The 24,376-nt window shown below is 60.0% G+C and carries 23 protein-coding genes; 13 read left to right on the forward strand and 10 right to left on the reverse strand.

Annotated features, from left to right (window positions below; genetic code table 11):
• The 5 genes from KGB21_RS22220 to KGB21_RS22240 all read left to right on the forward strand — a co-directional run.
• Positions 1-252: hypothetical protein (locus KGB21_RS22220; protein ID WP_223506730.1), on the forward strand; the 252-nt coding region annotated here is incomplete at its 5' end.
• A 26-nt stretch (positions 253-278) separates the two neighbouring features.
• The gene (locus tag KGB21_RS22225; RefSeq protein ID WP_223506731.1) at positions 279-2,108 is read left to right on the forward strand and encodes a DUF1302 domain-containing protein; all 1,830 of its coding nucleotides are present in this window, start codon (positions 279-281) and stop codon (positions 2,106-2,108) included.
• A 31-nt stretch (positions 2,109-2,139) separates the two neighbouring features.
• The gene (locus KGB21_RS22230) at positions 2,140-3,504 is read left to right on the forward strand and encodes a DUF1329 domain-containing protein (RefSeq protein ID WP_223506732.1); all 1,365 of its coding nucleotides are present in this window, start codon (positions 2,140-2,142) and stop codon (positions 3,502-3,504) included.
• Between the two features lie 160 nt (positions 3,505-3,664).
• Entirely contained in the window at positions 3,665-4,741 is a 1,077-nt protein-coding gene (locus KGB21_RS22235) for a WD40/YVTN/BNR-like repeat-containing protein (RefSeq protein ID WP_223506733.1), read from the forward strand.
• A 27-nt stretch (positions 4,742-4,768) separates the two neighbouring features.
• The gene (locus KGB21_RS22240; protein WP_223506772.1) at positions 4,769-7,198 is read left to right on the forward strand and encodes an efflux RND transporter permease subunit; all 2,430 of its coding nucleotides are present in this window, start codon (positions 4,769-4,771) and stop codon (positions 7,196-7,198) included.
• Positions 7,199-7,280: 82 nt separating this feature from the next.
• On the opposite strand, the gene KGB21_RS22245 is transcribed toward KGB21_RS22240, so the two are convergent.
• From KGB21_RS22245 to potE, 5 genes are all read right to left on the reverse strand, one after another.
• A complete protein-coding gene (locus KGB21_RS22245) occupies positions 7,281-7,553 on the reverse strand; it encodes a DUF3303 domain-containing protein (protein WP_223506734.1) in 273 nt (90 codons plus the stop codon).
• Between the two features lie 173 nt (positions 7,554-7,726).
• Entirely contained in the window at positions 7,727-8,266 is a 540-nt protein-coding gene (locus KGB21_RS22250) for a hypothetical protein (RefSeq protein WP_034150311.1), read from the reverse strand.
• Positions 8,266-8,667 carry a hypothetical protein gene (locus tag KGB21_RS22255; RefSeq protein ID WP_223506735.1) on the reverse strand — a complete coding sequence of 134 codons (402 nt, stop codon included), beginning with the start codon at positions 8,665-8,667 and terminating at the stop codon, positions 8,266-8,268. The genes KGB21_RS22250 and KGB21_RS22255 overlap by 1 nt, the downstream gene beginning before the upstream one ends.
• 196 nt (positions 8,668-8,863) lie before the next feature.
• Positions 8,864-11,149, reverse strand: a complete 2,286-nt coding sequence (locus KGB21_RS22260) for an Orn/Lys/Arg decarboxylase N-terminal domain-containing protein (protein ID WP_223506736.1) — start codon at positions 11,147-11,149, stop codon at positions 8,864-8,866.
• Positions 11,146-12,555, reverse strand: a complete 1,410-nt coding sequence (gene potE, locus KGB21_RS22265; protein ID WP_223506737.1) for a putrescine-ornithine antiporter — start codon at positions 12,553-12,555, stop codon at positions 11,146-11,148. Before potE ends, KGB21_RS22260 begins: the two co-directional genes overlap by 4 nt.
• A gap of 184 nt (positions 12,556-12,739) precedes the next feature.
• On the opposite strand from potE, the gene KGB21_RS22270 reads away from it, so the two are divergent.
• From KGB21_RS22270 to KGB21_RS22280, 3 genes are all read left to right on the forward strand, one after another.
• On the forward strand, positions 12,740-13,069 hold the full coding sequence (locus KGB21_RS22270) for a hypothetical protein (protein ID WP_223506738.1): 330 nt from the start codon (positions 12,740-12,742) through the stop codon (positions 13,067-13,069).
• A gap of 378 nt (positions 13,070-13,447) precedes the next feature.
• Positions 13,448-13,864, forward strand: coding sequence for an organic hydroperoxide resistance protein (locus KGB21_RS22275; RefSeq protein ID WP_223506739.1), 417 nt, complete (start codon positions 13,448-13,450; stop codon positions 13,862-13,864).
• A 210-nt stretch (positions 13,865-14,074) separates the two neighbouring features.
• On the forward strand, positions 14,075-14,347 hold the full coding sequence (locus KGB21_RS22280) for a DUF2790 domain-containing protein (protein ID WP_034150306.1): 273 nt from the start codon (positions 14,075-14,077) through the stop codon (positions 14,345-14,347).
• Positions 14,348-14,409: 62 nt separating this feature from the next.
• Here KGB21_RS22280 and KGB21_RS22285 read toward each other — a convergent pair whose 3' ends face one another.
• From KGB21_RS22285 to KGB21_RS22305, 5 genes are all read right to left on the reverse strand, one after another.
• A complete protein-coding gene (locus tag KGB21_RS22285) occupies positions 14,410-15,348 on the reverse strand; it encodes a LysR family transcriptional regulator (protein WP_223506740.1) in 939 nt (312 codons plus the stop codon).
• Between the two features lie 64 nt (positions 15,349-15,412).
• Positions 15,413-16,363, reverse strand: coding sequence for an aldo/keto reductase (locus KGB21_RS22290; RefSeq protein WP_223506741.1), 951 nt, complete (start codon positions 16,361-16,363; stop codon positions 15,413-15,415).
• A gap of 77 nt (positions 16,364-16,440) precedes the next feature.
• Positions 16,441-17,913, reverse strand: a complete 1,473-nt coding sequence (locus KGB21_RS22295; RefSeq protein WP_223506742.1) for an efflux transporter outer membrane subunit — start codon at positions 17,911-17,913, stop codon at positions 16,441-16,443.
• 19 nt (positions 17,914-17,932) lie between these two features.
• Positions 17,933-19,426, reverse strand: coding sequence for an MDR family MFS transporter (locus KGB21_RS22300; RefSeq protein ID WP_223506743.1), 1,494 nt, complete (start codon positions 19,424-19,426; stop codon positions 17,933-17,935).
• Entirely contained in the window at positions 19,426-20,544 is a 1,119-nt protein-coding gene (locus KGB21_RS22305; protein ID WP_223506744.1) for an HlyD family secretion protein, read from the reverse strand. The genes KGB21_RS22300 and KGB21_RS22305 overlap by 1 nt, the downstream gene beginning before the upstream one ends.
• Positions 20,545-20,757: 213 nt before the next feature.
• Between KGB21_RS22305 and KGB21_RS22310 the strand changes: the two genes are divergently transcribed.
• The 5 genes from KGB21_RS22310 (at position 20,758) to KGB21_RS22330 (ending at position 24,373) form a co-directional block, all read left to right on the forward strand.
• Complete coding sequence (locus KGB21_RS22310) at positions 20,758-21,384, forward strand: TetR/AcrR family transcriptional regulator (protein ID WP_034150300.1); 627 nt, start codon at positions 20,758-20,760, stop codon at positions 21,382-21,384.
• A complete protein-coding gene (gene mug, locus KGB21_RS22315) occupies positions 21,377-21,892 on the forward strand; it encodes a G/U mismatch-specific DNA glycosylase (protein ID WP_223506745.1) in 516 nt (171 codons plus the stop codon). Before KGB21_RS22310 ends, mug begins: the two co-directional genes overlap by 8 nt.
• A gap of 83 nt (positions 21,893-21,975) precedes the next feature.
• Positions 21,976-23,004 carry an acyl-CoA dehydrogenase gene (locus tag KGB21_RS22320; protein ID WP_223506746.1) on the forward strand — a complete coding sequence of 343 codons (1,029 nt, stop codon included), beginning with the start codon at positions 21,976-21,978 and terminating at the stop codon, positions 23,002-23,004.
• The gene (locus KGB21_RS22325) at positions 23,001-23,771 is read left to right on the forward strand and encodes a PIG-L deacetylase family protein (RefSeq protein ID WP_034150374.1); all 771 of its coding nucleotides are present in this window, start codon (positions 23,001-23,003) and stop codon (positions 23,769-23,771) included. Before KGB21_RS22320 ends, KGB21_RS22325 begins: the two co-directional genes overlap by 4 nt.
• Positions 23,768-24,373, forward strand: a complete 606-nt coding sequence (locus KGB21_RS22330) for a class I SAM-dependent DNA methyltransferase (RefSeq protein ID WP_223506747.1) — start codon at positions 23,768-23,770, stop codon at positions 24,371-24,373. The genes KGB21_RS22325 and KGB21_RS22330 overlap by 4 nt, the downstream gene beginning before the upstream one ends.
• The last annotated feature ends 3 nt before the right edge of the window (positions 24,374-24,376 follow it).

The raw sequence follows: 24,376 nt of genomic DNA on the forward strand, positions 1-24,376 counted from the left end.
GCCGCAGGCTGCGATCTTTTGATCTTAAAAAAATCAAGATCAAAAGATCGCAGCCTGCGGCAGCTCCTACAGGGTATCGGCGGGCGAAAACGGGCGCTTTGTCGCCCCCACGTTGTGCTGACCGATGATTTGGCGCAATTGACCGGCGACCCACCCACCCCTCGCGATACAACAGACTCGACTGAATCGGCTCGCGCTCCCCAGAGCAGGGCGCACCGCCGGTTCGGCATTTTCTTGAATGACTTTTCTTGAACCCACAGAGAAGGCGAGCACGCTAGATGAATAACAACAATAAGATCTGCCACCCAAATCTGCGGCGCGGGCTGCTGGCATCGGCGGTTCTCGCCGGGTTGGGAATGACGCCTGTGCAGGCGTTCGAGTTTGATACGGGGAATGAGGACTTGTCGGTTCGTTTCGACAACACCGTGAAGTTCAACTACGCCCAGCGGGTCGAAGCCGCGAACAGCAAGCTGGCCAACGCCTGGAACAACAACGACGGTAACCGCAATTTTTCTTCCGGCAGCCCGGTCGCCCAGCGCCTCGATGTGCTGTCGGAACTCGACGTTGTGTACAAAAAACAGATGGGTTTCCGCGTCAGCGCCAACAGCTGGTACGACCATGCCTATGACGATGTCGGCAGTAGCAACGCTGCCACCAATCAACTTAACAACGGCCGGCCGGACTCGGATCACCTGAGCGGCTATGCCGACCGTTATTACAACGGCCCGTCCTCGGAAATCCTCGACGCCTTCGTGTTCGGCAGCACCGAGATCGGCGACGAATCGTTGTTGAGCGGCAAAGCGGGCAAGCACACCCTGTATTGGGGCGAGAGCGTACTGGCCTTCGCCCACGGCAACAGCTATGGCCAGTCGGGCCTGGATTTGTCCAAGGCGCTTGCTGTGCCAGGCACCGAAGCCAAAGAGCTGTTCATTCCGCGTAACCAGTTGTCCACCAGCTTTACCGTCAACCCGGAGCTGACCCTGGCCGCGCAATATTTCCTGGACTGGGACGCCGCGCGCTTGCCGGAGTCCGGTACTTACCTGGGCTTCAACGACGGCATCCAGAACGGCGGCCACAACCTGTCGCTGATCGCCGCACCGAACCCCCGATTCGGCACGCCTGGCCCCTTGGGCGCCAATCAGTTCCTGCGCCTGACCAACGGCCACACGTACACCCCTGATCACAGCGGCGATTTCGGCCTGATGGCCAAGTGGAGCCCGTCGTGGCTCGACGGCACCATGGGTATCTACTACCGCAAGACTTCGGACATCCTGCCCAATCTGGTGCTGCAACCGGTGCCGGTCGGTGTACCGCAGCTGATTTCAGGCAATGCCGGCAGCTACAACCAGTTCTACGTCGATGACATTGATGTCTACGGCTTCAGCCTGTCGAAAAGCGTCGCCGGTGTGAGCGTCGGTTTCGACCTCAACTATCGCCACAACATGCCGCTGTCCAGCGTTCCGGCCACCGTCAACCCGACGTTGGGCGCAGCGAAGGCACCGGGTTTCATCAGCAGCTTTGATGGCGAAAACGGCGTGGCGCGCGGCAACACGGTGCACGCGGTGCTCAACGGCTTGACCACGTTTGGCGATACCCCGCTGTGGGATTCTTCCTCGTTGCTGGTCGAGCTCGGCTACAGCCGCTGGCTGGACGTGACCGAGAACAAGCAACTGTTCAAGGGCGAGGACTGGTATCACGGCGTCGACAAGGTTTCCAAGGACAACTACATCCTCGGGATGAACTTCAACCCTACCTGGTACCAGGTGTTCCCCGGCATCGATATGTCCATGCCGGTCAGCTACAACGTTGGTCTCGCGGGCCAATCCTCCGTGCAACTGGGCGGTAACAGAGGCACCGGCAGCTACTCGGTCGGCGTCGGCATGGACGTGCGCAGCCAATACCGCTTTGACCTCAAGTACGTCGATAACTTCGGCGATTTCGATACCTGTGACTCTGCCGGCGGCGCCGGTGCACAGGGCGATGGTGCCGCGCCCGGCGCCAACGGCCAGTACAACTGCGTTCCCGGCCAGACCACTGCGGTTGCCGGTACCGTGGCCCAGCTCAAGGATCGCGGCATGGTCACTTTCACTTTCAAAACCACCCTCTGATCTTTGAGCTGTGAGTTAACAGGAGATACCCATGAATTTCGTCAAATCAGTATTGGCCACCGCGCTCGCGCTGGCCGTCACAAGTTCCGCCCACGCGGCGGTCAGCGCCGATCAGGCCGCGAAACTCGGCACCAGCCTGACTTCGGTCGGTGCGGACAAAGCCGCCAACGCCGATGGCAGCATTCCGGCATTCACCGGAGGCCTGACCGCGATCCCGGCCGATTTCAAATCCGGTGATGCGTTTCGCCCGGACCCGTTCGGCAATGAAAAACCGCGCCTGGTAATTACCGGCAAAAACCTCGCCGAGCAAAAAGACAAACTCACCGCGACGGCCCAGGCGCTGCTCACTCGCTACCCGAGCTATCGCCTCGACGTGTACCCGACTCACCGCAGCGTCACGCTGCCTAAATCCGTGCTGGAGAACACCGCGAAAAACGCAGTGACCGCCAAGACCACGGATGGCGGCTTGTCGCTGGAAAACGTTCTGCCGGGCGTGCCGTTCCCGATCCCGGCGGATGGCAACGAAGCGATGTGGAACCACTTGTTGCGCTACCAAGGCGTGGCCATGACCAACAAGTACGACTCGTGGAACGTCGACTCGGCTGGTACCGCGTCCTTGAGCTCCACCGGTGTGTTCAACATTGAATACCCGCTCTACGCGCCGAACCGATCTGCGGGGCCTGTCAGTCCCGATGAGACCTTCTACAAGATCAAACTGACGTACACCGGTCCGGCCCGTCGTGCGGGCGAAGCGCTGCTGCTGATGGACTCGGTCAACCCGCTGCAACAGCCGCGTCGCGCCTGGCAATACCTGCCGGGGCAGCGTCGGGTGAAACTGGCACCGGACCTGGCCTACGACACGCCGAACCCCGGTACTGTCGGCGCGGCGACCTACGATGACGCGTTCCTGTTCAACGGCGCGATGGACCGTTACGACTTCAAACTGGTCGGCAAGAAAGAACTCTATGTGCCGTACAACACCTACAAGCTGAGCTATCACAAGGACGCGGCCGACGTGATGAAGGCCAACCATGTGAACCCGGACTTGCTGCGTTGGGAGCTGCACCGGGTGTGGGTGGTCGAAGCCACGCTCAAGCCGGGCAAGCGCCACATCTACAGCAAACGTACGTTCTACCTCGACGAAGACAGCTGGATCGCTTTGGCATCCGACGAGTACGACGCCCGTGGCCAGCTCTATCGCGGCGGCTTCTCGCACCTCACCTACAGCTACGACGTGCAGGCTCCGGACACCATCAACCACATGCTCTACGACCTGGTTTCCGGAGCTTATAACGTCAACGGCTTCTACGGTCCTTACGGTGGCCTGAAGTACATCGATCCACTGTCCAAGGCCCAGTGGTCCGCCGAATCGCTGGCCGGTACCGGTATCCGTTAGACCCGTAACCCTGCCTTTTGTGGGAGCGAGCCTGCTCGCGATGGCGGACTGACAGTCGACATCTGCGTTGAATGTGCCTGCCTCATCGCGAGCAGGCTCGTTCCCACAAGTCGGCAGTGGTGGTTTGTAGATCGTGTACGTTGCACCCGAGATAACAATAATGACAATGATCAGATGGTTCCTTCTCGCCGCTTTGTCGGCTGCCATGGCCGTGCCGTTCACCCGCCCGGTGATCGCCAGTGAGTTTGCCGACGTGCTCGATTCGCCGGCGCTGCGCAGCGAGCTGGCGGCGCGCTCCACGGTGACCGGGCTGACCCGCGCCGGTGAGCGACTGGTTGCCGTGGGCCAGCGCGGGCACATTCTGTATTCCGATGATGCGGGCCAGCATTGGCAGCAGGCACAGGTACCGGTCAGTTCCGATCTGGTGGCCGTGCACTTTCCGACGCCGCAGCGAGGCTGGGCCGTGGGTCACGATGGCGTCGTCCTGCACAGCAGCGATAGCGGGGAAACCTGGCGTCGGCAGCTGGACGGGCGTCAGGTGGGTCCGATCATGCTCGCTTATTACCAGCGGCAACTCGACAACCATCCCGATGACGCGGACCTGCAAACACGGGTCGGCGATGCGCAACGCATGGTCGAGGAGGGCGCCGACAAACCTTTCCTGGATGTCTGGTTTGAAAACGAGCGGGTCGGCTACATCGTCGGCGCGTTCAATCTGATTTTCCGTACCGATGACGGCGGCCTGCGTTGGACGCCGTTGCTGGAGCACACCGACAACCCGGGCGCGCTGAACCTGTACGCGGTGCGTCCCGTCGGTGATGAGTTGTTCATCGTCGGCGAACAAGGCCTGGTGATGAAGCTGGATCGCGCGAGCGGTCGTTTCAACGCGCTGTCGACGCCGTACAACGGCAGCTTCTTTGGCGTCACCGGTAAGCCGGGTGTGGCGCTGGTGTTCGGTCTGCGCGGCAACGTCTTTCGCAGCACCGATGACGGGGCGAGCTGGAGCAAGATCGATATCGGCCTGCCGCTGAGCATTACCGCCAGCAGCATCACCGCCGATGGCCGCATCGTGTTGGTCAGCCAGGCCGGCCACGTGCTGGTCAGCAGCGACGACGGCGTCAGCTTTCAATTGCAGCCAAACACCACACTGGCCCCGGTCGCCGCCGTACAAGTGGCCAACGCTGGTTCAGTGGTGCTCGCAGGTACCCGTGGCCTGCGCCAGCAGCCTCTCGAATAAGCCCGGCTTCACAAAGAGAACAACATGATGGGTCATTACGAACTCGAAACAATGCCGGTGGTCCGCGAGCTCAAGGGCTTCGATGCGCGCTCCGGCAACGCCCTGGAACGGCTGATCTTCAATAACCGCCTGTGGGTGGTGCTGGCCTGCCTGTTGGTGACGGTGGCGCTGAGCTACTTCGCGAGCACGCGGCTGACGCTCAACGCCAGCTTCGAAAAGATGATCCCGCAGAGCCAGCCCTTCATCAAAAACTACCTGGAAAACCGTCAGGCCTTGCGTGGTCTGGGCAACGCGGTACGGGTGGTGGTGGAGAGCAGCAATGGTGATATTTTCGACCCGCACTACCTGGACGCGTTGAAAGAGATCAACGACGAATTGTTCGTGACCCCGGGCGTCGACCGTGCCTGGATGAAGTCCCTGTGGACCCCGGCGGTGCGCTGGACCGAAGTCACCGAGGCTGGCTTCCAAGGCGGCCCGGTGATGCCGGACTCCTACGACGGTTCGGCGCAAAGCGTGGCGCAGCTGCGGCAGAACATCGCCCGTTCGGGGATCGTCGGCAGCCTGATCGGCAACAACTTCAAGTCGAGCATGATCTTTGTGCCACTGATGGAGAAAGACCCGGTCAACGGCGAGGCCATCGACTACCACCAGTTCTCGAAAACCCTTGAAGAGAAGTTGCGCGACAAGTACGAATTCGAAGGCAGCGTTCGCGTGGCGGGCGAGGAGGGCAAAGGCCCGCTGAAGATCCGTGTGATCGGTTTCGCCAAACTGGTGGGCGATCTGCTCGATGGCCTGATGCAGGTCATGCTGTACTTCGGAGCCGCCGCGCTGATCGCCACCGCGATTATCTTCTACTTCACCCGTTGTGTGCGCAGCACGGCGCTGGTGATTCTCTGCTCGGTGATCGCTGTCGTCTGGCAATTGGGACTGGTCGCACTGTTTGGCTATGCACTGGACCCGTTTTCGATTCTGGTGCCGTTCCTGGTGTTTGCCATCGGCGTGTCCCACGGCGCGCAGAAGATGAACGGGATCATGCAGGACGTCGGGCGCGGCACGCATCAACTGGTCGCGGCGCGCTACACCTTCCGCCGTCTGTTTCTTGCCGGGCTGACAGCCTTGCTCGCCGATGCGGTGGGCTTTGCGGTGTTGATGCTGATCGACATTCCGGTGATCCAGGACCTGGCAATCACCGCCAGCATTGGTGTCGCGGTGCTGATCTTCACCAACCTGGTGTTGCTGCCGGTATTGCTGTCTTACTGGGGCGTCAGCCGCAAGGCTGGCGAGCGCAGCCTGCGCGCCGAGAACAAAGAGCTGCGCGACAAGGGCATCGGCGCGGTCTGGAGTTTCCTCGACAAGTTCACCGAGCGTCGTTGGGCCACCGTTGCCGTGACTGTTGCCGGTTTGTTGGCGGTGGGCGGGATTGCCGTCAGCCAGCATTTGAAGATCGGCGACCTCGACCCCGGTGCGCCGGAACTGCGCTCTGATTCACGCTACAACCGCGACAATGCCTACATCACCGCCAACTATTCGCTGTCCAGCGACCAGTTCGCGGTCATGCTCAAGACACCGAGCGAAGGCTGCCTGAAGTACGAAAGCCTGGTGGAAGCTGATCGTCTGGGCTGGCTGTTGCAACAACAACCGGGGGTGCAGACCACGGTGTCGCTGGTCAATGCCGTGCGGCAGATCACCGCCGGATCCTACGAAGGCAATCCGAAGTGGCAGACCATCGCCCGCAACCAGAACGTACTGAACTATGGCGCGCAGCAGGCCTCGGTCAGTAGCCCGGACCTGTTCAACAACGATTGTTCGATGATGCCGATCGTGGCGTACCTCTCGGACCATAAGGCCGAAACCCTCGATCGTGTGGTGCAAGTGGCCGAAACCTTCGCCCGCGAACACAGCAACGGCGAGCGCCAGTTCATGCTCGCTGCCGGTAGCGCCGGGATCGAAGCAGCGACCAACATCGTCGTCCGCGAGGCCAACCGGACCATGTTGTTGTATGTGTACGGCGCGGTGATCGTGTTGTGTTTCATCACTTTCCGCAGCTGGCGCGCAGTGGTGGTGGCGGTGGTGCCGTTGATGCTGACGTCGATACTGTGCGAGGCGCTGATGGTCTGGCTCGGCATGGGGGTGAAAGTCGCCACGCTGCCGGTAATCGCCCTCGGTGTGGGGATTGGCGTGGATTACGCGCTGTACCTACTGAGTGTGCAACTGGCGCAGCAACGTGCCGGGTTGTCGCTGACCGAGGCTTACCGCAATGCGGTGGCGTTCACCGGGAAAGTGGTGGCGTTGGTGGGTATCACCTTGGCCGCTGGCGTGATCACCTGGGCCTGGTCACCGATCAAGTTCCAGGCTGATATGGGCATCCTGCTGACGTTCATGTTTATCTGGAACATGGTCGGGGCCTTGGTACTGATCCCGGCGCTGTCGCACTTCCTGCTACGCAAAGTGCGATAACGCGGTCCCTGTAGGCGCTGCCGCAGGCTGCGATCTTTTGATGTTGTTTTTAAGATCAAAAGATCGCAGCCTGCGGCAGCTCCTACACGATGCCGGCCAGCAGTGGCGCCATCTGCTCGTCGGTCAAGGCCACCTGGACGTCCATGGTCATGAGGTCGCTCCATTCCAGGACCCACTTCTGAATCGGGATTGCATCACTGGCTTCTGCAATGCCGACACCCGCCGTGCCACCCACGGCGTACCAACGTCCATGCATCTTCACGCCTTCGGGTGGAACACCGCCGGTCTTGAGGAAGCGTTCGATCACATGGTTTCGGTTTTCCGAACAGATCTTCCAGCTGACTATGAATAGCATCTGCCACCTCCTTCCGAGGGATCGGCACCTGTATTTCATCGCGCACCTGGTTGGCGCCGGGACCAAGGGCACGTCGATCTCTTCCATGTGAAGGCATAGCAGCGTCCCGCCTTGCGTGTACGACCGCTGATCCTCTTTTGATGAATTTTCCGGATGGGGAGCGGATGCCTGTTTCACCAGCGAAACATGGGCAGCGGTCGCAGCGGAGTACGAATGAATTGCCGTGCCGAGCGCCGCATCAGCATCCAATGGAAGCCGTGATCGGGAAAGGTCGATTGCACGGTTTTGATCAACGCCCGGGGCAGGCCGAAGCGCACCAGTCCAAGGGACACATCTATGACATCGGCTTGGCGGAACGGCTCGACGCTGGCGGCGCAGGCCAAGCGATAGGGGCGCACTTTGTGGTGCTCCAGAATCAGTGCACTCACTTCTTCTTCAAGATCCTGGCGTTGTCGGTGATCGAGATAATGGCTGGCCAGTTGCACCGAGGGCGGCAGGTAATCGAGGGTGTCGTCGGTCCAGATGCCCAGATCGTGAAACGCCGCCGCGATTTGCACCGGCTCTGGCGGCAGGCCTTCAAAGCCTCTGAGCGCGCAATAGAAATTCAGCACTCGATAGATGTGATTGCGATAGCCCTGCAGATCAGGGCCGATCGTCAGTGCGAAGGACGTAAGTATTTCGTCGGTGACGGGAAATTCGAGAAGGGGAGTCATCACGCATCCCGCAAAAGGTCGTTGGCGTTGAGCACGTCGTAAGCGATTTCCGGGCGTTTTTCCATGGCGCGACGAATCGCGGCGGGGATCGAGGCGCGGGTTTTGCGGCACAGTCCTGGCAGTTCGCCGACGTAGATGCCGATACCGCGCATGGTCCGTACTTCGTTGAAGCTGGGCACGATGTCCACACGGATGCCCAACTGCTCGAACATCCGCTGTTGCAGGTGTTCCAGGTCTTTGAGGCTTGAAAGGTTTTCCAGGCGCTCGATCAGGCGCTTTTCTTCTGCGCGGGTCAGAAACAGGATGCGCACGTCCGCTCCCGGTGTTTCCAGCAACGGGTCACGCCCGCAATCGCAGGCACCGGGCGGGCAGGGTTGGCGAATCGGAGCAGTGGTGGTCATGGGGTTCAATCATAGAGCGCTGTGATCGAATTTGCCCATAGGGTTTTGGACTGAAGGAGATCCGACAGCTGAAGGAGATCCTTGTAGGAGCAAGCTTGCTCGCGATGGCGGACTTTCTGATACATCAATTTTGAATGTACCGCCGCTATCGCGAGCAAGCTTGCTCCTACAGGGATTACGGAGAGCCTGAGTTACCTCATTTCAACACCAGCATCCGGTAAACCCCGGCCTCGCTTTCGATCCCATGGGTGTCATGGGTGAAACCGGGGAAGGATCTGTCGAAGGCTTCCAGCGCCTTGAGATAGGCCAGCAACGGCCCGTCCGCCGGTCCTGCGTTCTCGCCCGGCATCAGCAGTGGAATGCCCGGTGGATACGGCACGATGCCGGTGGCGGCGATGCGCCCGGCGGCTTCGTCCAGGGTCACCAGTTCGATGTCGTTGCGCACCAGTTTCTCGTAGGCTTCCACCGGGCTGAATTCGGCTTTTGGCAGGGTGCCGAAGGCCTGGGACATGTTGGCGGTGGTTTTGTGTTGCTTCATGGCGGCGAAGATTTCGTCGGCCAGGTCCTTGAGGCCCATGCCAGCGTAGCGTTCCTGGTTGGCGGCCAGCAGGTCCGGCAGGCACAGCTCCAGTTCGGCGTTGTCGTCATAGTCGCGCTTGAAGTCGAGCAAGGCGTTGACCAGCGTGCCCCACTTGCCTTTGGTGATGCCGATGGAGAACAGGAACAGGATGGTGAAATCGGTGGTTTTCTCGACGACGATGCCCTGGCGACCGAGGTACGCCGTGAGCACGCACGCCGGGATGCCCGAGGCCAGCAGATTGCCGTCGTCGCCCATGCCGGGGCTGAGCACCGAGACCTTGATCGGGTCCAGCATGCAGTAGCCTTCTTCGATGTCGCCGAAACCGTGCCATACCTCGTTGGGATGTAGTACCCAGCAGTTTGGCTCGATTTTCAGCAGTACCGGGTCTACCTCATGGAATGGCACCGTCGCGTTGCCCACCTGAACGGTCGGCGGCTGCCAGCAGGTGAAGAACCAGTCGTCCTTGCCGTGCATCTCGTGGTGCATGCGCGAGATGACCTGGCGGAAAGACACGGCCTCTTCGATGGATTCAGTCGTAAGAATCTGCCCGCTAGGGGCTTCCATCATGGCCGAGCTGACGTCGCAGGAGGCCATGATCGCGTAGTTCGGCGACGTCGAGGCGTGCATCATGTACGACTCGTTGAAGCGCCCGTGTTCGATCGGGTTACGGCCGTTGCGCACGTGAATCATCGAGGCTTGGGACAGGGCAGCGAGCAACTTGTGGGTCGACTGGGTGGCGAACACGGTGGGCTTGGACTCGTCGTGATCGTCCGGGCTGCCGTGCATGGCATGGCGGTCGCGGTACAGCGGGTTGAAGCGCGCATAGCCGTACCAGGCTTCGTCGAAATGCAGGCGGTCGACACTCTGGCCCAGCAGTTCCTCGACGCGGGTGACGTTGTAGGTCAGGCCGTCGTAGGTGGAGTTGGTGATGATCGCGTGGACCGGCGTCGGGTCGATGCCTTCCTTGACCAGCGGGTTGTTGGCGATAGCCGCTTTGACGCCCTCGGCGCTCAGGGTTTGCGGGAGGATCGGGCCGATGATGCCGTAGCGGTTGCGCGTTGGCACCAGATAGGTCGGCAGGGCACCTGACAGCGTCATCGCGTGTTCGGCGGATTTGTGGCAGTTGCGGTCGCACAATGCGATCTGATTGCGCGTGACGCTGGCCATCAGAATCACGCGGTTGGACATCGACGAGCCGTTGGTCACGTAGTACGTGCGATGGGCGCCGAACACCTTGGCGGCGTAGCGCTCGCCCTGGCCGATCGGGCCGCTGTGATCGAGCAGCGAGCCCAGTTCACCGACCGAAATCGACAGGTCGGAGCGCAGCAGGTTTTCCCCGAAGAACTCGTAGAAGGCCCGGCCCGCCGTACTTTTCAGAAACGCTGTGCCACCGGCATGACCGGGGGTGTGCCAGGAATATTCATAGGATCGGGCAAACTTGACCAGCGCGCCGAACATTGGCGGCAGGGCAGCCTGGCGATAGCGTTCGATGGCGGCGAGGATGCGGCCGCTGAGGAAGCGGCTGGTGTCTTCGGGCAGCCAGATGAAGTCGTCGGCGTGTTGCATGACCAACAACGGAATGCTCGACGCGGTGGTCCGGTCGCTGATCAGGAACACCGGTACCCGCGTGTTGCGTTCGCGCAGTTTGACCAGCAATTTGATGCAGTCTTCATGGCCTTCGCTGGTGTCCATTTCCCAACTGATCAACACGCATTGGACCGCCGGGTCCGAGCGCAGAATCGACGCCGCATCGCTAAGACTTTCCGAGGCCAGTACGCTGACGCCACGTCCTTCAACATCGCTGACCAGTTGATCGAGGGCGCGGCCAAATACGGTGCGTTTGTCCGCCGGGCTGCTGACCAGCAGCGCGAGCATCCCGAGTGAGTGTCTATATTCCGTCATGCGTTGACCTCCAGAGTGGCTTTATTCAGGCTGTTCACCGGCACCGGTTTGCCCGTGATGTGCTGCGCGCTGACGGTTTGCGTCGGTACGCTGTTGTTGAGTGCTTCAAGACGAATCAAGCGGTTGTTGACGAAGCCGAACAGCGTGTAGCCGAAGATGGTCGCTACGCCGCCGAGCATCAACGCTTGCTCGCCTGAACTGTAGAGCGCCAGGTAGCTGTAGGCAGCGGCTACCCAGGCAATGATGTTAGTGGCGAGCGCCTTGCCGGCCGGTACGTTGGACACTTTCTGCATGGTCATCAACGCGGCCATGGAGAGGATGTACGGCACCAGGTTGGTGACCACCGCGAGGTTGACCAGGGTGTCGAACTGTTTACTGAGGTCCGGGCTGATGGTGAGGAAACCCAGCGCCGTTTGCGCGGCTAATAGCACCAGCATGCCGACAATCGGCGTTCCGGCCTTGTTGGACTTGGCGAAGATCGACAGGAAGTAGCCGGTGTCCGCCGAGCTTTTGTAGACCTGGGCAATGGTGAACTGCCAACCCAGCAGCGAACCGATGCAAGCCAGCACCATGGCGGCCATCACAATGTCGCCGACCACAGGGGTGAACATTTTGGCGAACACCAGACCGAACGGTGCGGTGGAGGCGGCCAGTTCCGGGTTATCGACGATGCCCGCGATCACGTTGGTGGAAACGATGTAGATCACCGCCGCGCCGAGGGTGCCGCCGAGTACCGCAATCGGCACGTTCTTCTCGGGGTTTTCCACCGCGTCGGTGTTGGCGCACGCGGATTCCAGGCCGAGGAAGGCCCACAAGGTGATCGCCACCGAGGCGCCTGCGGCGTCGAGCCAGCCCATGTTGTGCGGGTTCCAGCCGGCGGCGTACACGCTGCTGTCGAACCAGAACCAGCCAACGGTGGACACCAGCACCACCGGTGCAATCACGCCCCATACGGTGACCGCGCCAATCCGGCCAGTGATTCGCGCACCGCCGAAGTTGGCGAAGGTGGTGATCCACAGCAACGCAATGGTTGCCAGACCCACTTGCAGTGAGTCCAGTTGAATGTGGAACAGCTCCTGTATATAGCCGACCGCCGTAATACTGATCGCCACGTTGGCAATCAACAGCGAGAGGCCGTAGGTGTAGTTGGTGATGTAGTTACCGGCCTTGCCGAAGGTGTATTCAGCGTAACCACCCATGCCACCGGTTTTTCGACTGAGCATCCCGCATCGCGCAAAGGCATAGGCCAGTGCAAGTGAGCCGGTGGCAGTGATTAACCAGGAAAGAATGGAAATTCCGCCCACTTCCGCGAGTTTTGACGGCAACAGGATGATCCCTGAGCCCAACATGTTGACGGCGGTCAACATCGTCAGTTGCCCCACACTCATTTTCTTTGCGACTGACATTCCGTTGCCCCATTAGTTGGCGAATAGACACATAGCTATAGCAAAGGATTGAAATGTCGCAAGAAAATGACTTTTGTTTCATGACTTGGGTCAGTCTATGTCCGATGAGGCACTATGCTGGCCCCCGAGCCTTTCACCTTTCGCCAGAATCGCCGCAATTTCAGGTGGTTAGGGTTGAATGTAAATGCGCAATGTATGGATAGCGCTGATCTCGATGGGCCTCGCCGGTCTTGCAGTTTCTGCCCAGGCCAAGGAACTAAAGCCCAATGATCGTTATATGTGCAGTTGGGGCGCAGGAACGGCGGCAAAAGCTCAGGAATTGAAGTTGTCCGGGGTTTCTTTGTATGCCGCGCGGGCAAAGATTCAATCGTACAAGTTTTCCAAATCGTGGATGCGCATGATGGCCATGGGTATAACCGAGCAAACTTATGACAGCCCGACGCGGATCAAGCCTGCGGCGGTGCAGCAGAGTTTTTATGATGATTGTGTGAGGTTTAAGTTGGCGGGTAAGTGATCAACAAATCAAAAGATCGCAGCCTTCGGCAGCTCCTACAGGGGAGTGGGTCCTCGCTGTAGGAGCTGCTGAAGGCTGCGATCTTTTTATCTTTCAGGTGGCCTTTGTCGGATCGACCTCCCGCCTGACCATCGACGTCTATATTGATAGACCGGGTCCGCAGCAGTGGCCCCGACGAGCAAATGCGTACAAATGAGTAGTTGTGGCGAGGGAGCTTGCTCCCGCTGGGCGCGCAGCGGCCCCAAAAAATGGGATTGCTGTGCAATCCAGCGGGAGCAAGCTCCCTCGCCACGGGTTCAGTGTTCGGCATCAGGCTTGAAAACCGCTTTTCTGATTCACCTGAAAATGCATAAACCTCATTTCAATCAGGAGATCATCATGACCCAGCTCGACAAAGTACTGTACACCGCCAAGACCCACACCACTGGCGGCCGGGACGGCGCATCCCGCAGCGACGACGGCATTCTGGATGTCAAACTGTCCTCGCCGGGCGCGGGAGGCGGTGGCACCAATCCTGAGCAACTGTTCGCCGCCGGTTGGTCAGCCTGTTTTATCGGCGCAATGGGTGTTGCGGCCAAAGAATTGAAAGTGGCGTTGCCCAAGGATGTGGCGGTTGATACCGAGGTCGACCTGGGCACCAATGAAGGTGGCTACCTGCTTCAGGCGCGGCTAAATGTCAGCCTGCCGGGACTTGATCGCGAAACCGCGCAAAAACTCGTGGAGACCGGGCACAAGTACTGCCCGTACTCGAAAGCCACACGCAACAACATCAACGTCACGGTCAAGTTAGTTTGAGTTGAAACAACCAATCGTCTTGGCGACAGCTTCCTGCAATGTCGCCAAGACTTTGAACGCCGCTCATTATGCGATTTTTGTTAACAGTGTTTGTCCCGCGAAGCGCTGTTTAGCACCGCTGCAAACCCCTAGCATCGTCTCTACCTCGTGAACCCATGACGTGGGTTCACGAGGTACAAGTCAGCCCACTTGAACGAGACGGTGAACCTCATGAACATTTCAAAGATCGCGATTTTCCTGGCGCTCAGCTGCATCGGCGCACAAGCCTTTGCTGAAGAAAGCCAGGCCAAGGTCCAGGCCAGCAACACAGCGGTTGAGACTTACACCTACGAATCGAAACTGGACATCAAGAAAGTCATTGCGCTGAGCGATGTTCCGGCCGAGTGCGGACCGGTGTCTGCGCAAATGACCTATGAAGACTCACAAGGGAAACGCCACATCCTGCAGTACCAGGTAATTGGCACTGGCTGTTCAAGCGGTTGAGTGCCGTGCGGGCGATGGGGGGTCGACACTCCATCCGGCGGTGCGCAGGAATTCAATCCAAGTCAGCGTTTTAGGGATGAACGTACAATTTTTTCATCGGTAGCCAATAACCCGGGAATGCAGTTTTTCAGAAACTCCACCCAGGTTTTTATTTTTGCATCGACGAATTTACGCGACGGGTAAATGGCGTAGAGATTCAACTCTTCGAAGTGATACTGCGGCAGTACCCGTACCAGCGTGCCCGTCCTCAGACCATCAACGGCTGAAGCAATTGGCTGGATTCCGATACCCATGCCGGCGGTGATGGCCACGGTCATGGCATCGGCCGTGTTGACGTGAAAGGGCGACTCGGGAATGTGGATGGTTTCCATGCCTTCAGGCCCTTCAAATGCCCAGTGATCGACGGGCATGACCGTGTTGACGATTCTCAAGCAATCGTGTGCAGCAAGTGAACCCGGTGAATCGGGGATTCCGCGTTTCTTCAAATACGCCGGCGAGGCGCAGAGAATGCTGTAGGTGATGCCCAGACGTTGGGCGACAAATCCCGAGTCGGGCAGGTCCCGTGCCAGCACAATCGACATGTCATAGCCTTCTTCCAGCAAGTCGGGCAGTCGATTGGTCAACGTCAAATCAAACAACACGGAAGGATGAGTTTCGCGGTATTGGGCGATGGCATCGATCACGTAATGATTGCCAATGGCGGACATGGCGTGAATCTTCAACCGGCCAACCGGCTTGATCTGGGCAGTGCCTGCTTCCTCCTCGGCGTCACGGACTTCCTCAAGGATTTTCTCGCAACGTTGCAAGTAACGCAGGCCGGCTTCGGTCAGCGCCAGGCGTCGGGTCGTGCGGTTGATCAGGCGTGTTTGCAGCCTCGCTTCCAGGCTGGAAACGGCTTTGGAAACGTTGGTCGTGGTGGTGTCCAACAGCTGCGCTGCCGCGGTAAAACTGCCGGTCTGGGCGACAGCGGTGAAGAAGCGCATGGTCTGGAAAACATCCATCGGTTCACCTCGAAAAAATCATTCAAAAGGGACGGCCCCCGACGGGACCGCCCTTTGTCGTAGGTCATTGCTTGCGCGGGATGAAGCCAGGTACACCGGTTTCCACGACCGAATTGAAGCGTATCCGCGTCGTAATGTCCTCGCGGATTTCATGCATGGCCCGATGGGGCAGGGTAGAAATATCAAAGTTTTCGCGGATATGGCTCAGTGTCGCAGACGTGGTCAGGAAAGCCACGCCCCGCTGAACAGACCAGGCCAGTGCAACCTGGGCCGGGGTTCTTTGTAGATGTCGGGCGATCCCGGTAATCACGCTGTCCTCCAGAACGTTCGGTTGCATGCCATGGCCCAGCGGGGCAAAGGCCAGGACGATGATTGCGTGCTTCTTGCAGAATTCCAGCAATTCCCATTCCGGCAGATAAGGGTGGGACTCGACCTGCACCACGGCGGGTTTGATTCGCGCCACCGCGACAATCTCTTTCAAAGCCTCCAGGGTGATGTCCGACAAGCCGATGGACTTGCACCGACCATCATCCACCAGTTGTTCAAGGGCTCTCCAGGTGTCGATCAACGTCACGCCGGAATCGTAGATGACGTGACCGAAGGCGTCGCGAGGATCCTGGTTATCACCCGGTTGGAAGGCGAACGGCGTATGGATCAGGTAGCAGTCGATGTAGTCGACTTGAAGTCGCTGGCAACTGGCTTCGAAGGCCGGCAGCACCCGCTCGGGACGGTGGTTGGTGTTCCACAGTTTGGTGGTGATGAACAGGTCCTCGCGCCGGGCCTTGCCGGTGTCGAGGAAGTCCTTGATGGCGACACCGACCATTTCTTCGTTGCGATAGCGTTCTGCACAATCGAAATGGCGAAAGCCGGTTTCCAACGCTTGCTTGATTGCCTGGGTCGTCACGCTCAGATCCCGGAACAGCGTGCCGAAGCCAACCGCCGGCATCGCGCCGGTGCCGTGGTTAAGTGGAAATCTGGTTTCGCGAAGGGCATCGAAAATGGGTTCGTAAGACATCTCTTTTCTCCATCCGGGGCCACCGTCGCGCAGCGGAAGTGGCCGCTCATATAAATGATCGTGAGTGCGCGTGCGCGCTATTGGTACGAAGGTTTGTGGTCTTCTCGACTGGCCACTCTTTGCTCGAACACGCCGACGGAATTACCGCCGAGCGCGACGAACAGCTGCACCGTGTCGAGGTACTGCGCGGTCTTCACACGGATGTGGCCCAGCAACGCCTGCTCATAGGCACGTTCCGCCTCCAGCACCTGGAGGATGCTGTTCTGGCCTTGCGCATAGGCTTGCTGGTTCAAACGAAAACTGCTGTCCGCCGCTTGCAACGCATCTTCCTGCGCGCGCAATTGTTCGGCGTCGTGGTTGATGGCTTGCAAGGTGTCGGCGACCTGGCCGAACGAACTGATAACGGTTTGTTGGTAGCCGGCGAGCGTCGCCTTGTAGCCGTCGACAGCAGCCTGGCGTTCCGCCTGAAGCGTGCCGCCGTTGAAGATCGGACCGGCAATCCCCGCCGCGAACCCCCAGAGTGCGGCACCGCCATTGCCCGACGCAGCCTGGGCCAAAGAGGCGGACAGCGTTACGCGGGGATAAAGGTTCGCGGTCGCGACACCCACGGCGGCGCTGGCCATGTGCAGTTGCGCTTCGGCTTGCAAGATATCGGGCCGGTCGTGGGCCATTTCCGAAGGCAGGCTGACTGGAACGTTTGACGGCAAGGCGAACTCGGTGAGGTCGAAATCAGGCGCGATCCAGTCGCCCGGGCCTTTGCCCGTCAGGATCGACAACGCGTGGCGCGCCGCATCCCGTTGTTGGGCGAGCGGTGGCAACAACGTGCGGTCCTGCGCGAGCTGTGTCTCGGCCAGCGAAACGTCAATCTGCGTAGTGCTGCCGCTGGCGTGTGCCCGGCGCACCAGGTCGAGGTTTTTCGTGTCGTTGGCCAGCAGCTTCTCGACCGCTTGAATCTGTGCGTTGGCCGAGGCGAGCAACAACGCCTGGCTCGCCACGTCGCCGGTCAATGTCAGGTAGGCCGCTTCGTAACGATGCTTCTGCAGATCGGTGAACGCTTGCTGCTGTTCGATCAGGCGCTTGTTACCACCGAAAACATCCAGGTCGAAACCAACCCGCGGGCCAATCGCATAGAAGTTGGAGACCGAAGGCTCCTTGGTGTTGTGGGTCCGTAGGCGGCCCGCAGCGGCGGCAAAATCCACCTGCGGATACAGCGCACCTTCCGCGGCCGCGACCGAGGAGGCCGCTTGGCGAATGGTCGCGTCAGCGGCGACGAGTTCGAGATTGCCGTCGATGGCTCGGCGAACCAGCTGATCAAGCTTCGGCGAACGAAACGCCGACCACCAGTTGCCGTTGACCTTTTTGCCCAGGTCAATGCGCTGATCACCGGGGGTGTCACCGCCGTGGCCAAGTCGCTGCTCGGCTTGTTGGTCGTAGTGCTGCGAAGGGCTCGCCGCGGGTGTTTGAAAGTCAGGGCCGACGGTGCAAGCCGACAGCAAAGTCAGAACCGACAGCGCACCGATTTTCGTTTGGGACAGATGACGGAATTTCATTTGGCAGACTCCACGAAAACTAGTTGGTCGGAACGGGTTTGCGAAGAAAAACAACCAGCGGGCTCACCACCAGCATCGCCACCATCAAAATCTTGAATTGGTCGACCACCGCGATAAATGCGGCCTGATGGGTGATCAGGTGGTTCAGTCCCTCCAGCGCCGGCAAGGACATCGACGCCATCGCCGGATGCGCGGCGGCGCGATAGGGCGTCACGTTGGCGGCGAGCGCCATGTGCATCGCTTGGGTGTTGTTGAAGAAGTAGAGCTGCACGATCGCCACGCCGATGGTGCTGCCGTAGACACGGGACAGGTTGAACAGCCCAGTGCCTTCCGGGCGCAGCTTGGGGTCGAGGGTGCTGAACGCCACTTTGGTCAGTGCCGGCATCAACATGCCGATGCCGATCCCCTGGATGGCGCCGGCAATCGCCACCGGCGACCAGTCCATCAACGGTGAGTAACCGAGCATCATCCAGTTGGCGTAAATCACCACCGCCACGCCCACCGCAACGAACCAGCGGCGATCGAAACGCTCCGGCACACGGCCCATCAGCAAGAACGCACCAACAAGGCCGATTCCGCGCGGAATGGTCAGGGAACCGGTAGTGTCAGGCGGGTAGCCGAGAATCTCGTCGAGCATCGGCGACGTCAGTGCCATGGTCGACAACAGCACAAAACCGACGGCGAAAAAGATGATCGTCGACAGTACGAAGTTGCGATCCTTGAACAGGCTCTTGTTGAGGAAGTGCACCTTCCTGGTCGCCATGTGCACCGCGAACAGGTAGAGCCCCAGCGCACAACCCAAGGCTTCCAGCCAGATCTCGGTCGAATGGAACCAGTCCAGGCGTTCTCCACGGTCGAGCAGCATTTGCAGGCTGATCAACCCCAACGTGAAGGTGCCGAAGCCGAAGAAGTCGAATGTCGGCGGTTTCTCGGCTTTCTTCTCGCCCAGCAACAGCGCCACGATCAGGAAGATATACGCCGCCAACGGCAGGCTGATGTAGAAGATCGGGCGCCAGTCGAAATGCTCGGCAACCCAGCCGCCGATGCTCGGGCCGCTGACGATGCCGAACAACACGATGGCGGTCCACGTCGCGCCAAATTTCATGCGCTTCTCGAGGGGCAATGTTTCCATGGCAATTGCCATCGAAAGCGGCGCGAGAACGCCACTGGCGAGGCCCTGGATAATCCGCGCGCCGATGAATTCCAGCGAAGTCGTGGCCGCCGTCGCCAGTAACAGGCCGAGGACGAAAAAGGCCAGGGCGGTTTGATAAACCCGCTTCAAGCCGTAGCGTCCGGCCAGCCACTGGGCAATCGGCATGGTGATGGCGCTCGCCGCGAGGTAAGCGGTGAAAATCCACCCGGCCTCGTCGTCGGTCATCGACATCGTGCCCTGGATCAATCGCAGTACCGCATTCGGAAGCGGCAGGTTCGCCGACTGCATGTAAGTCGCGAGCAACACCGCGAACCGCAGCGAGCCCGCCGCACTTGGGGTCCCACCAGCGTTGGCGTTCATCAGAAGATTCCTGCGGTCATCAACGATTTGAGCGGATGCCACCATGGCGTGCGATAGCCGGTGTCGACCTTGACCGTGGCGCTGGTGCCCGAAAACAGGGGCAGGGCGGGACTTGCCTCGTCGAGTTCGAGGCGCACCGGCACCCGCTGGACAACCTTGACCCAGTTGCCGGTGGCGTTTTCCGGTGGAAGCAGGGCGAAGTCCGACCCGGCGCCGGGACTCATGCTGGTCACGTGGGCCTTGAAGACATGATCGGGATAGGTGTCGATACTGATCGTCGCTTCCTGGCCGGGGCGCATGTGCGTCACTTCGGTTTCGCGGAAGTTCGCTTCAATCCAGATCTCGCGATCAGAAAGCAGGGCGAAGGCCGGCGCGCCGTTGTTGACGAAGTTGCCGACTTGCAGATCGTCGACCTTTGCCACGATGCCGTCGTCCGGCGCGTAGACCGTCGCATACGAGAGGTACAGCTGCGCCTCGTCGAGTTGCGCCTTGGCCTCACGAATGCTCGGGTGACTGTCGACTTCGATGTTCGGATTGCCATTCAAGGCCACAACGGTGCTGGCGATCTGTTGTTCGACCGAGGCGATGCGTTGCCGGGCCACTTTCAGATCGGTGTCGGCACGTTCGTAAATGGCCCGCGAAACGAACTCGGTGGCCACCAGCGCCTTCTTCCGGGCAAATTCACGCTGATCGAAATCCGCCGACTCTTTGGCCGATTGCAACTCCGCCTGTTGCTGCCGGTAGCTGGCCTTGAGGCCATCGATGCGCAGCCGCGCGACACTCAGCTGTGCTTCGGCACGGTTGACGGCGATCTGCAAGGGTTTCGGGTCGATCCGGAACAGCACCTGGCCCTTGTGAACCAACTGGTTGTCCTCGACCGCAATTTCCACGACTTGCCCGGAAATGCGCGCGTTGATCGAGGTTTTCGCCACCCGGGCGTAGGCGTTGTCAGTGGAAACGAAGGGCTGGCCCGCCATGTAATGTGCGTATCCAACCGCCGCGAAAAGGGCAGGGACGCCCATCATCAACCACGGTCGCAGTTTTTCCTTGAACGGCTTCTTGATCGGCGCTGGATGCTCGAAAGTCTGCGAAACCGGAATGTCGAATTGTTGAGTCATGACGAATACACCTCTTGCCGAATAAATGCCGTGAGAAAGCAAACTCGTGCGCGGTGAGGAGGGTGGCTCCGCCGCACTTGTTTCGTCGCTGCAATACCCGGTTCGAGCTTCGCTACAACAAACGTGAAATCTCAGGAACTTCTGGTTCCTTAATTTTGTGCGATGGTGTAAGAATATCCCTCGACTTACCTTTCTACAAGGAATTTGTACGACATGGCACAAAATAAAACTGCAGAGGGCAAAGGCCGCGGTCGTCCTCGCGCGTATGACCCGCAGACAGCGCTGCAGCAAGCGCTTGGTGTGTTCTGGAGCACCGGTTATTCCGGCGCTTCACTCGATAGCATCGCCACGGCGGCCGGCATGAATCGCCCCAGCCTTTACGCGGCGTTCGGCGATAAGCACGCGCTGTACCTGAAGGCGCTTGAGCAATATTGGGAGACCGCCGCGGCTTCGATGCACGAGGCACTGACGAACCCCGAACTGACTTTGCGTGAGGCGCTGATGCGTTTTTATGAGGGGCAGCTGTCGATTTACTTTTCCGGTGAGGGCCAACCGCGAGGCTGCTTTGCAATCGGAACGGCGACTACCGAAGCGGTCGAGGATCCGGAAATCCGCGCGGTGCTTTCGGACCGACTCAGCAGGCTCGACGCCGATCTGGAAACACGCCTGCGACTGGCGATCGATTCCGGCGAGCTGAACAGCAAAGTCGATGCAGCCGCGCTGGCGGTACTCGCGTCTTCGCTGCTGCACAGCATTTCGATTCGGGCTCGGGCGGGCAAATCCCGCGAGGAACTGACCGAACTGGCGCGGGATGCGGTCAGCGTGATTTGCGGTGGGTGAGGGGCTCGAGGATATTCTGGCCGAGCACCTTGCGGTGATTTTCTGCGGCATCAATCCAGGATTGACTGCCGCCGCCCAAGGTCATCATTTTGCGGGCCGGGGCAATCGCTTCTGGCGCACGCTGCACCTCGCCGGTTTTACCCCCGAGGAAGTGCGCCCGGAGAACGACCGGACAATCTTGCAGTATCAGTGTGGTTTAACAGCGGTGGTGGACCGGCCGACGGCGCGAGCCGATCAGCTGTCGTTGCATGAGTTCAGCGCAGCGGCCGCAGCGTTCGAACAGAAAATCGTGCGTTACGCGCCACGCTTCGTCGCGTTTCTCGGCAAAGCGGCGTATGGCGCGTTGTCGGGTCAACGGGAGGTTGCGTGGGGGCTTCAGCCGAAGACCTTTGGCGGAGCGTCGGTGTGGGTCCTGCCCAATCCCAGTGGACGCAATCTTGCGTTCAGTCTTGAACAGCTGGTGGATGCGTATCGGCCACTGTGCCTGGCCGCGCGCGGGTCTGCCTGAGTCGCCGTCATTGCAATGAACTCCTGCGCGGCTAGCCATCTCTGAACAACAAGACAGACAGATGCCCTGGGGAGAACGGCGACATGAGCAGCTCGGCAACCTTCGAACACCTGCTGCAGCGATTCGCTTCCCGACCTGCGGTGCGCACAGCGGAAGTGGCGTTGCAGCCGCTGATGCAGGAACTCATCAGCGGCGGATTTGCGGATTTGCCGTTGCCCGGGCAAGGTCGGACGCTGGATCGATGGCGCACATTGGCCGCGGTCGCCGGAAGTGATCTGGCGTTGACCAAGTTATTTGAAGGCCACACCGATGCGCTGGCGATTATGGCGGAGCTTGAGTATTTCGATCCTTCAGCCCTTGGCAGTTGGGGCACTTGGGCCGCTGAACCGCCCTTTGCCAAGGTCAACATTGTCGACCGCCAGGGCGAACAGGTTTACCTGCACGGCCGCAAAGCCTGGTGTTCCGGGGCGCCTCTGCTGGATTGGGCGCTATTAACCGCATGGGACGAACAGCGACGACCACAACTGGTGGCGGTGGCGTTGAAGCAACCCACCATCAGGCTGTTCGATGATGGCTGGCAGGCCGTTGGCATGAGCAGCACGGCCAGCGTTGACGTGGAATTTGAAGGAGCGCTTGCCCGTTGCGTCGGCGCACCAGGGGCGTATCTGCACCGACCCGGTTTCTGGCAGGGCGGCGGCGGGATTGCCGCCTGTTGGTATGGCGCGGCGTGTGCGCTGGCCGGCTATCTTCGTGAACATTGCAGCAAGCCGCATCACGATGTGCACGCCGAGGCGCACCTCGGCGCAGTCGATGCAGCGCTGTGTGCAGCCGCGTCAGCGCTGCGAGAAACAGCGCACTGGATCGACGGCCATCCTCGTCAATCAGCGGAAATTCCGGTGCGCCGATTGCGAGCGCAAATCGAAGCGGCCGCCACCCTGGTGCTAGAACATGTCGGACGGGCATTGGGTGCCACGCCGTTCTGCCGCAACAGCCACTTCGCCAGGCTTGCGGCCGATCTGCCAGTTTTCATGCGTCAGAGCCATGCCGAGAAAGATCTCGCGGAGCTCGGGAAACTTATCTCGGCACAACCGGTTACGGGGTGGACGCTGTGAAGATCCAATCGCCCCCGGCGGAAAACCTGATTCGTGGTCCGGGGACAACCCTAACCGAATGGCAGTCCAGTCCCGCGCTGGCGCAAGTGCCAACCATCACCCACCAACAACTGGTTCCGCAGGGACATCGTCTGGTGGTGGTCGCCCCGCATCCTGACGATGAAATTCTCGGTTGCGCCGGGCTGTTGGCGGGGATGAAGGGCCGTGAAGCCGATGTCCTGATGATCGCGGTCACGGATGGCGAAGCCAGTCATCAAGGCTCGCTGACATGGCCAGCGTCACGGTTGCGACAACAGCGTCCGCTGGAAAGTACTCGAGCGCTCGAACAGTTGGGTCTGGATATCGATGCACTGAACTGGCAGCGATTGGGATTCCCCGACAGCGACGTAGCGGGGCTGGAGAGGCAGTTGATTGATTGCCTGACGACAGTGCTTCGCCCAGGCGATCGTGTGATCACGACCTGGCAATTGGACGGCCATTGCGACCACGAAGCGACCGGTCGGGCGACGGCTCTGGCGGCATCGAAAACCGGCGCTTGCCTGATCGAAGTGCCGGTGTGGGCCTGGCATTGGGCGCGACCGCAGGACCCGAGAATTCCCTGGGCTCGCGCGCACAAATTCTTGCTGGACCCGCTACTGTTGGCGCGCAAGCGTCGAGCCATCGCAGCCCATGTTTCCCAGACCAATCCGGATGGCCAAAACCCCGCCGTGCTGGACGAGGAAACCATCGAACGACTGCTGCAGCCCTTTGAACTGGTGTTCCTGTGAGCCTTTCTCCTGACTACTTCGAGCAACTGTTCAGTGCCAGTGACGACCCTTGGTCTTTCCGTACGCGCTGGTATGAAAAGCGCAAACGTGAACTGACGCTGGCCAGCCTGCCGCGCCAGCGCTACCAGCGGGTTTTCGAACCGGGCTGCGCCAATGGTGAGCTCAGCGCACGGCTGGCCGAGCGTTGTGATTCATTGCTGTGTCAGGACCTCAACGAGAAAGCCGTGGAGCTGGCGCGAAGCCGTTTGAGTCAGCACCACCATGTTCGCGTTGAGCAAGCTCGCATGCCCCGAGACTGGCCGAACGGTGAGTTCGATCTGATTGTGTTGAGCGAGGTGGGGTACTTTCTCGACCCGGGCGAATGGGCGCAAGTCATCGAGAACACAATGCGCAGCCTGAGCCAGGAAGGTGGCGTGTTGGCCTGTCATTGGCTGCATCCGATTGAGGTCGATGGATGCTCGCAGGACGGCAGGGAAGCCCATCGAGCGCTCGCGCAAGGTCTGGGTTTGCATCGTCTGATCCGCCATGAAGAGACGGATTTTCTCCTGGAATACTGGTGCCGCCATTCCGCCTCGATTGATCTGGCCGAGACCAGCGACTAACGA

It is taken from the genome of Pseudomonas sp. GL-RE-29, assembly GCF_019947275.1.
Classification (GTDB): Bacteria; Pseudomonadota; Gammaproteobacteria; order Pseudomonadales; family Pseudomonadaceae; genus Aquipseudomonas; species Aquipseudomonas fluorescens_A.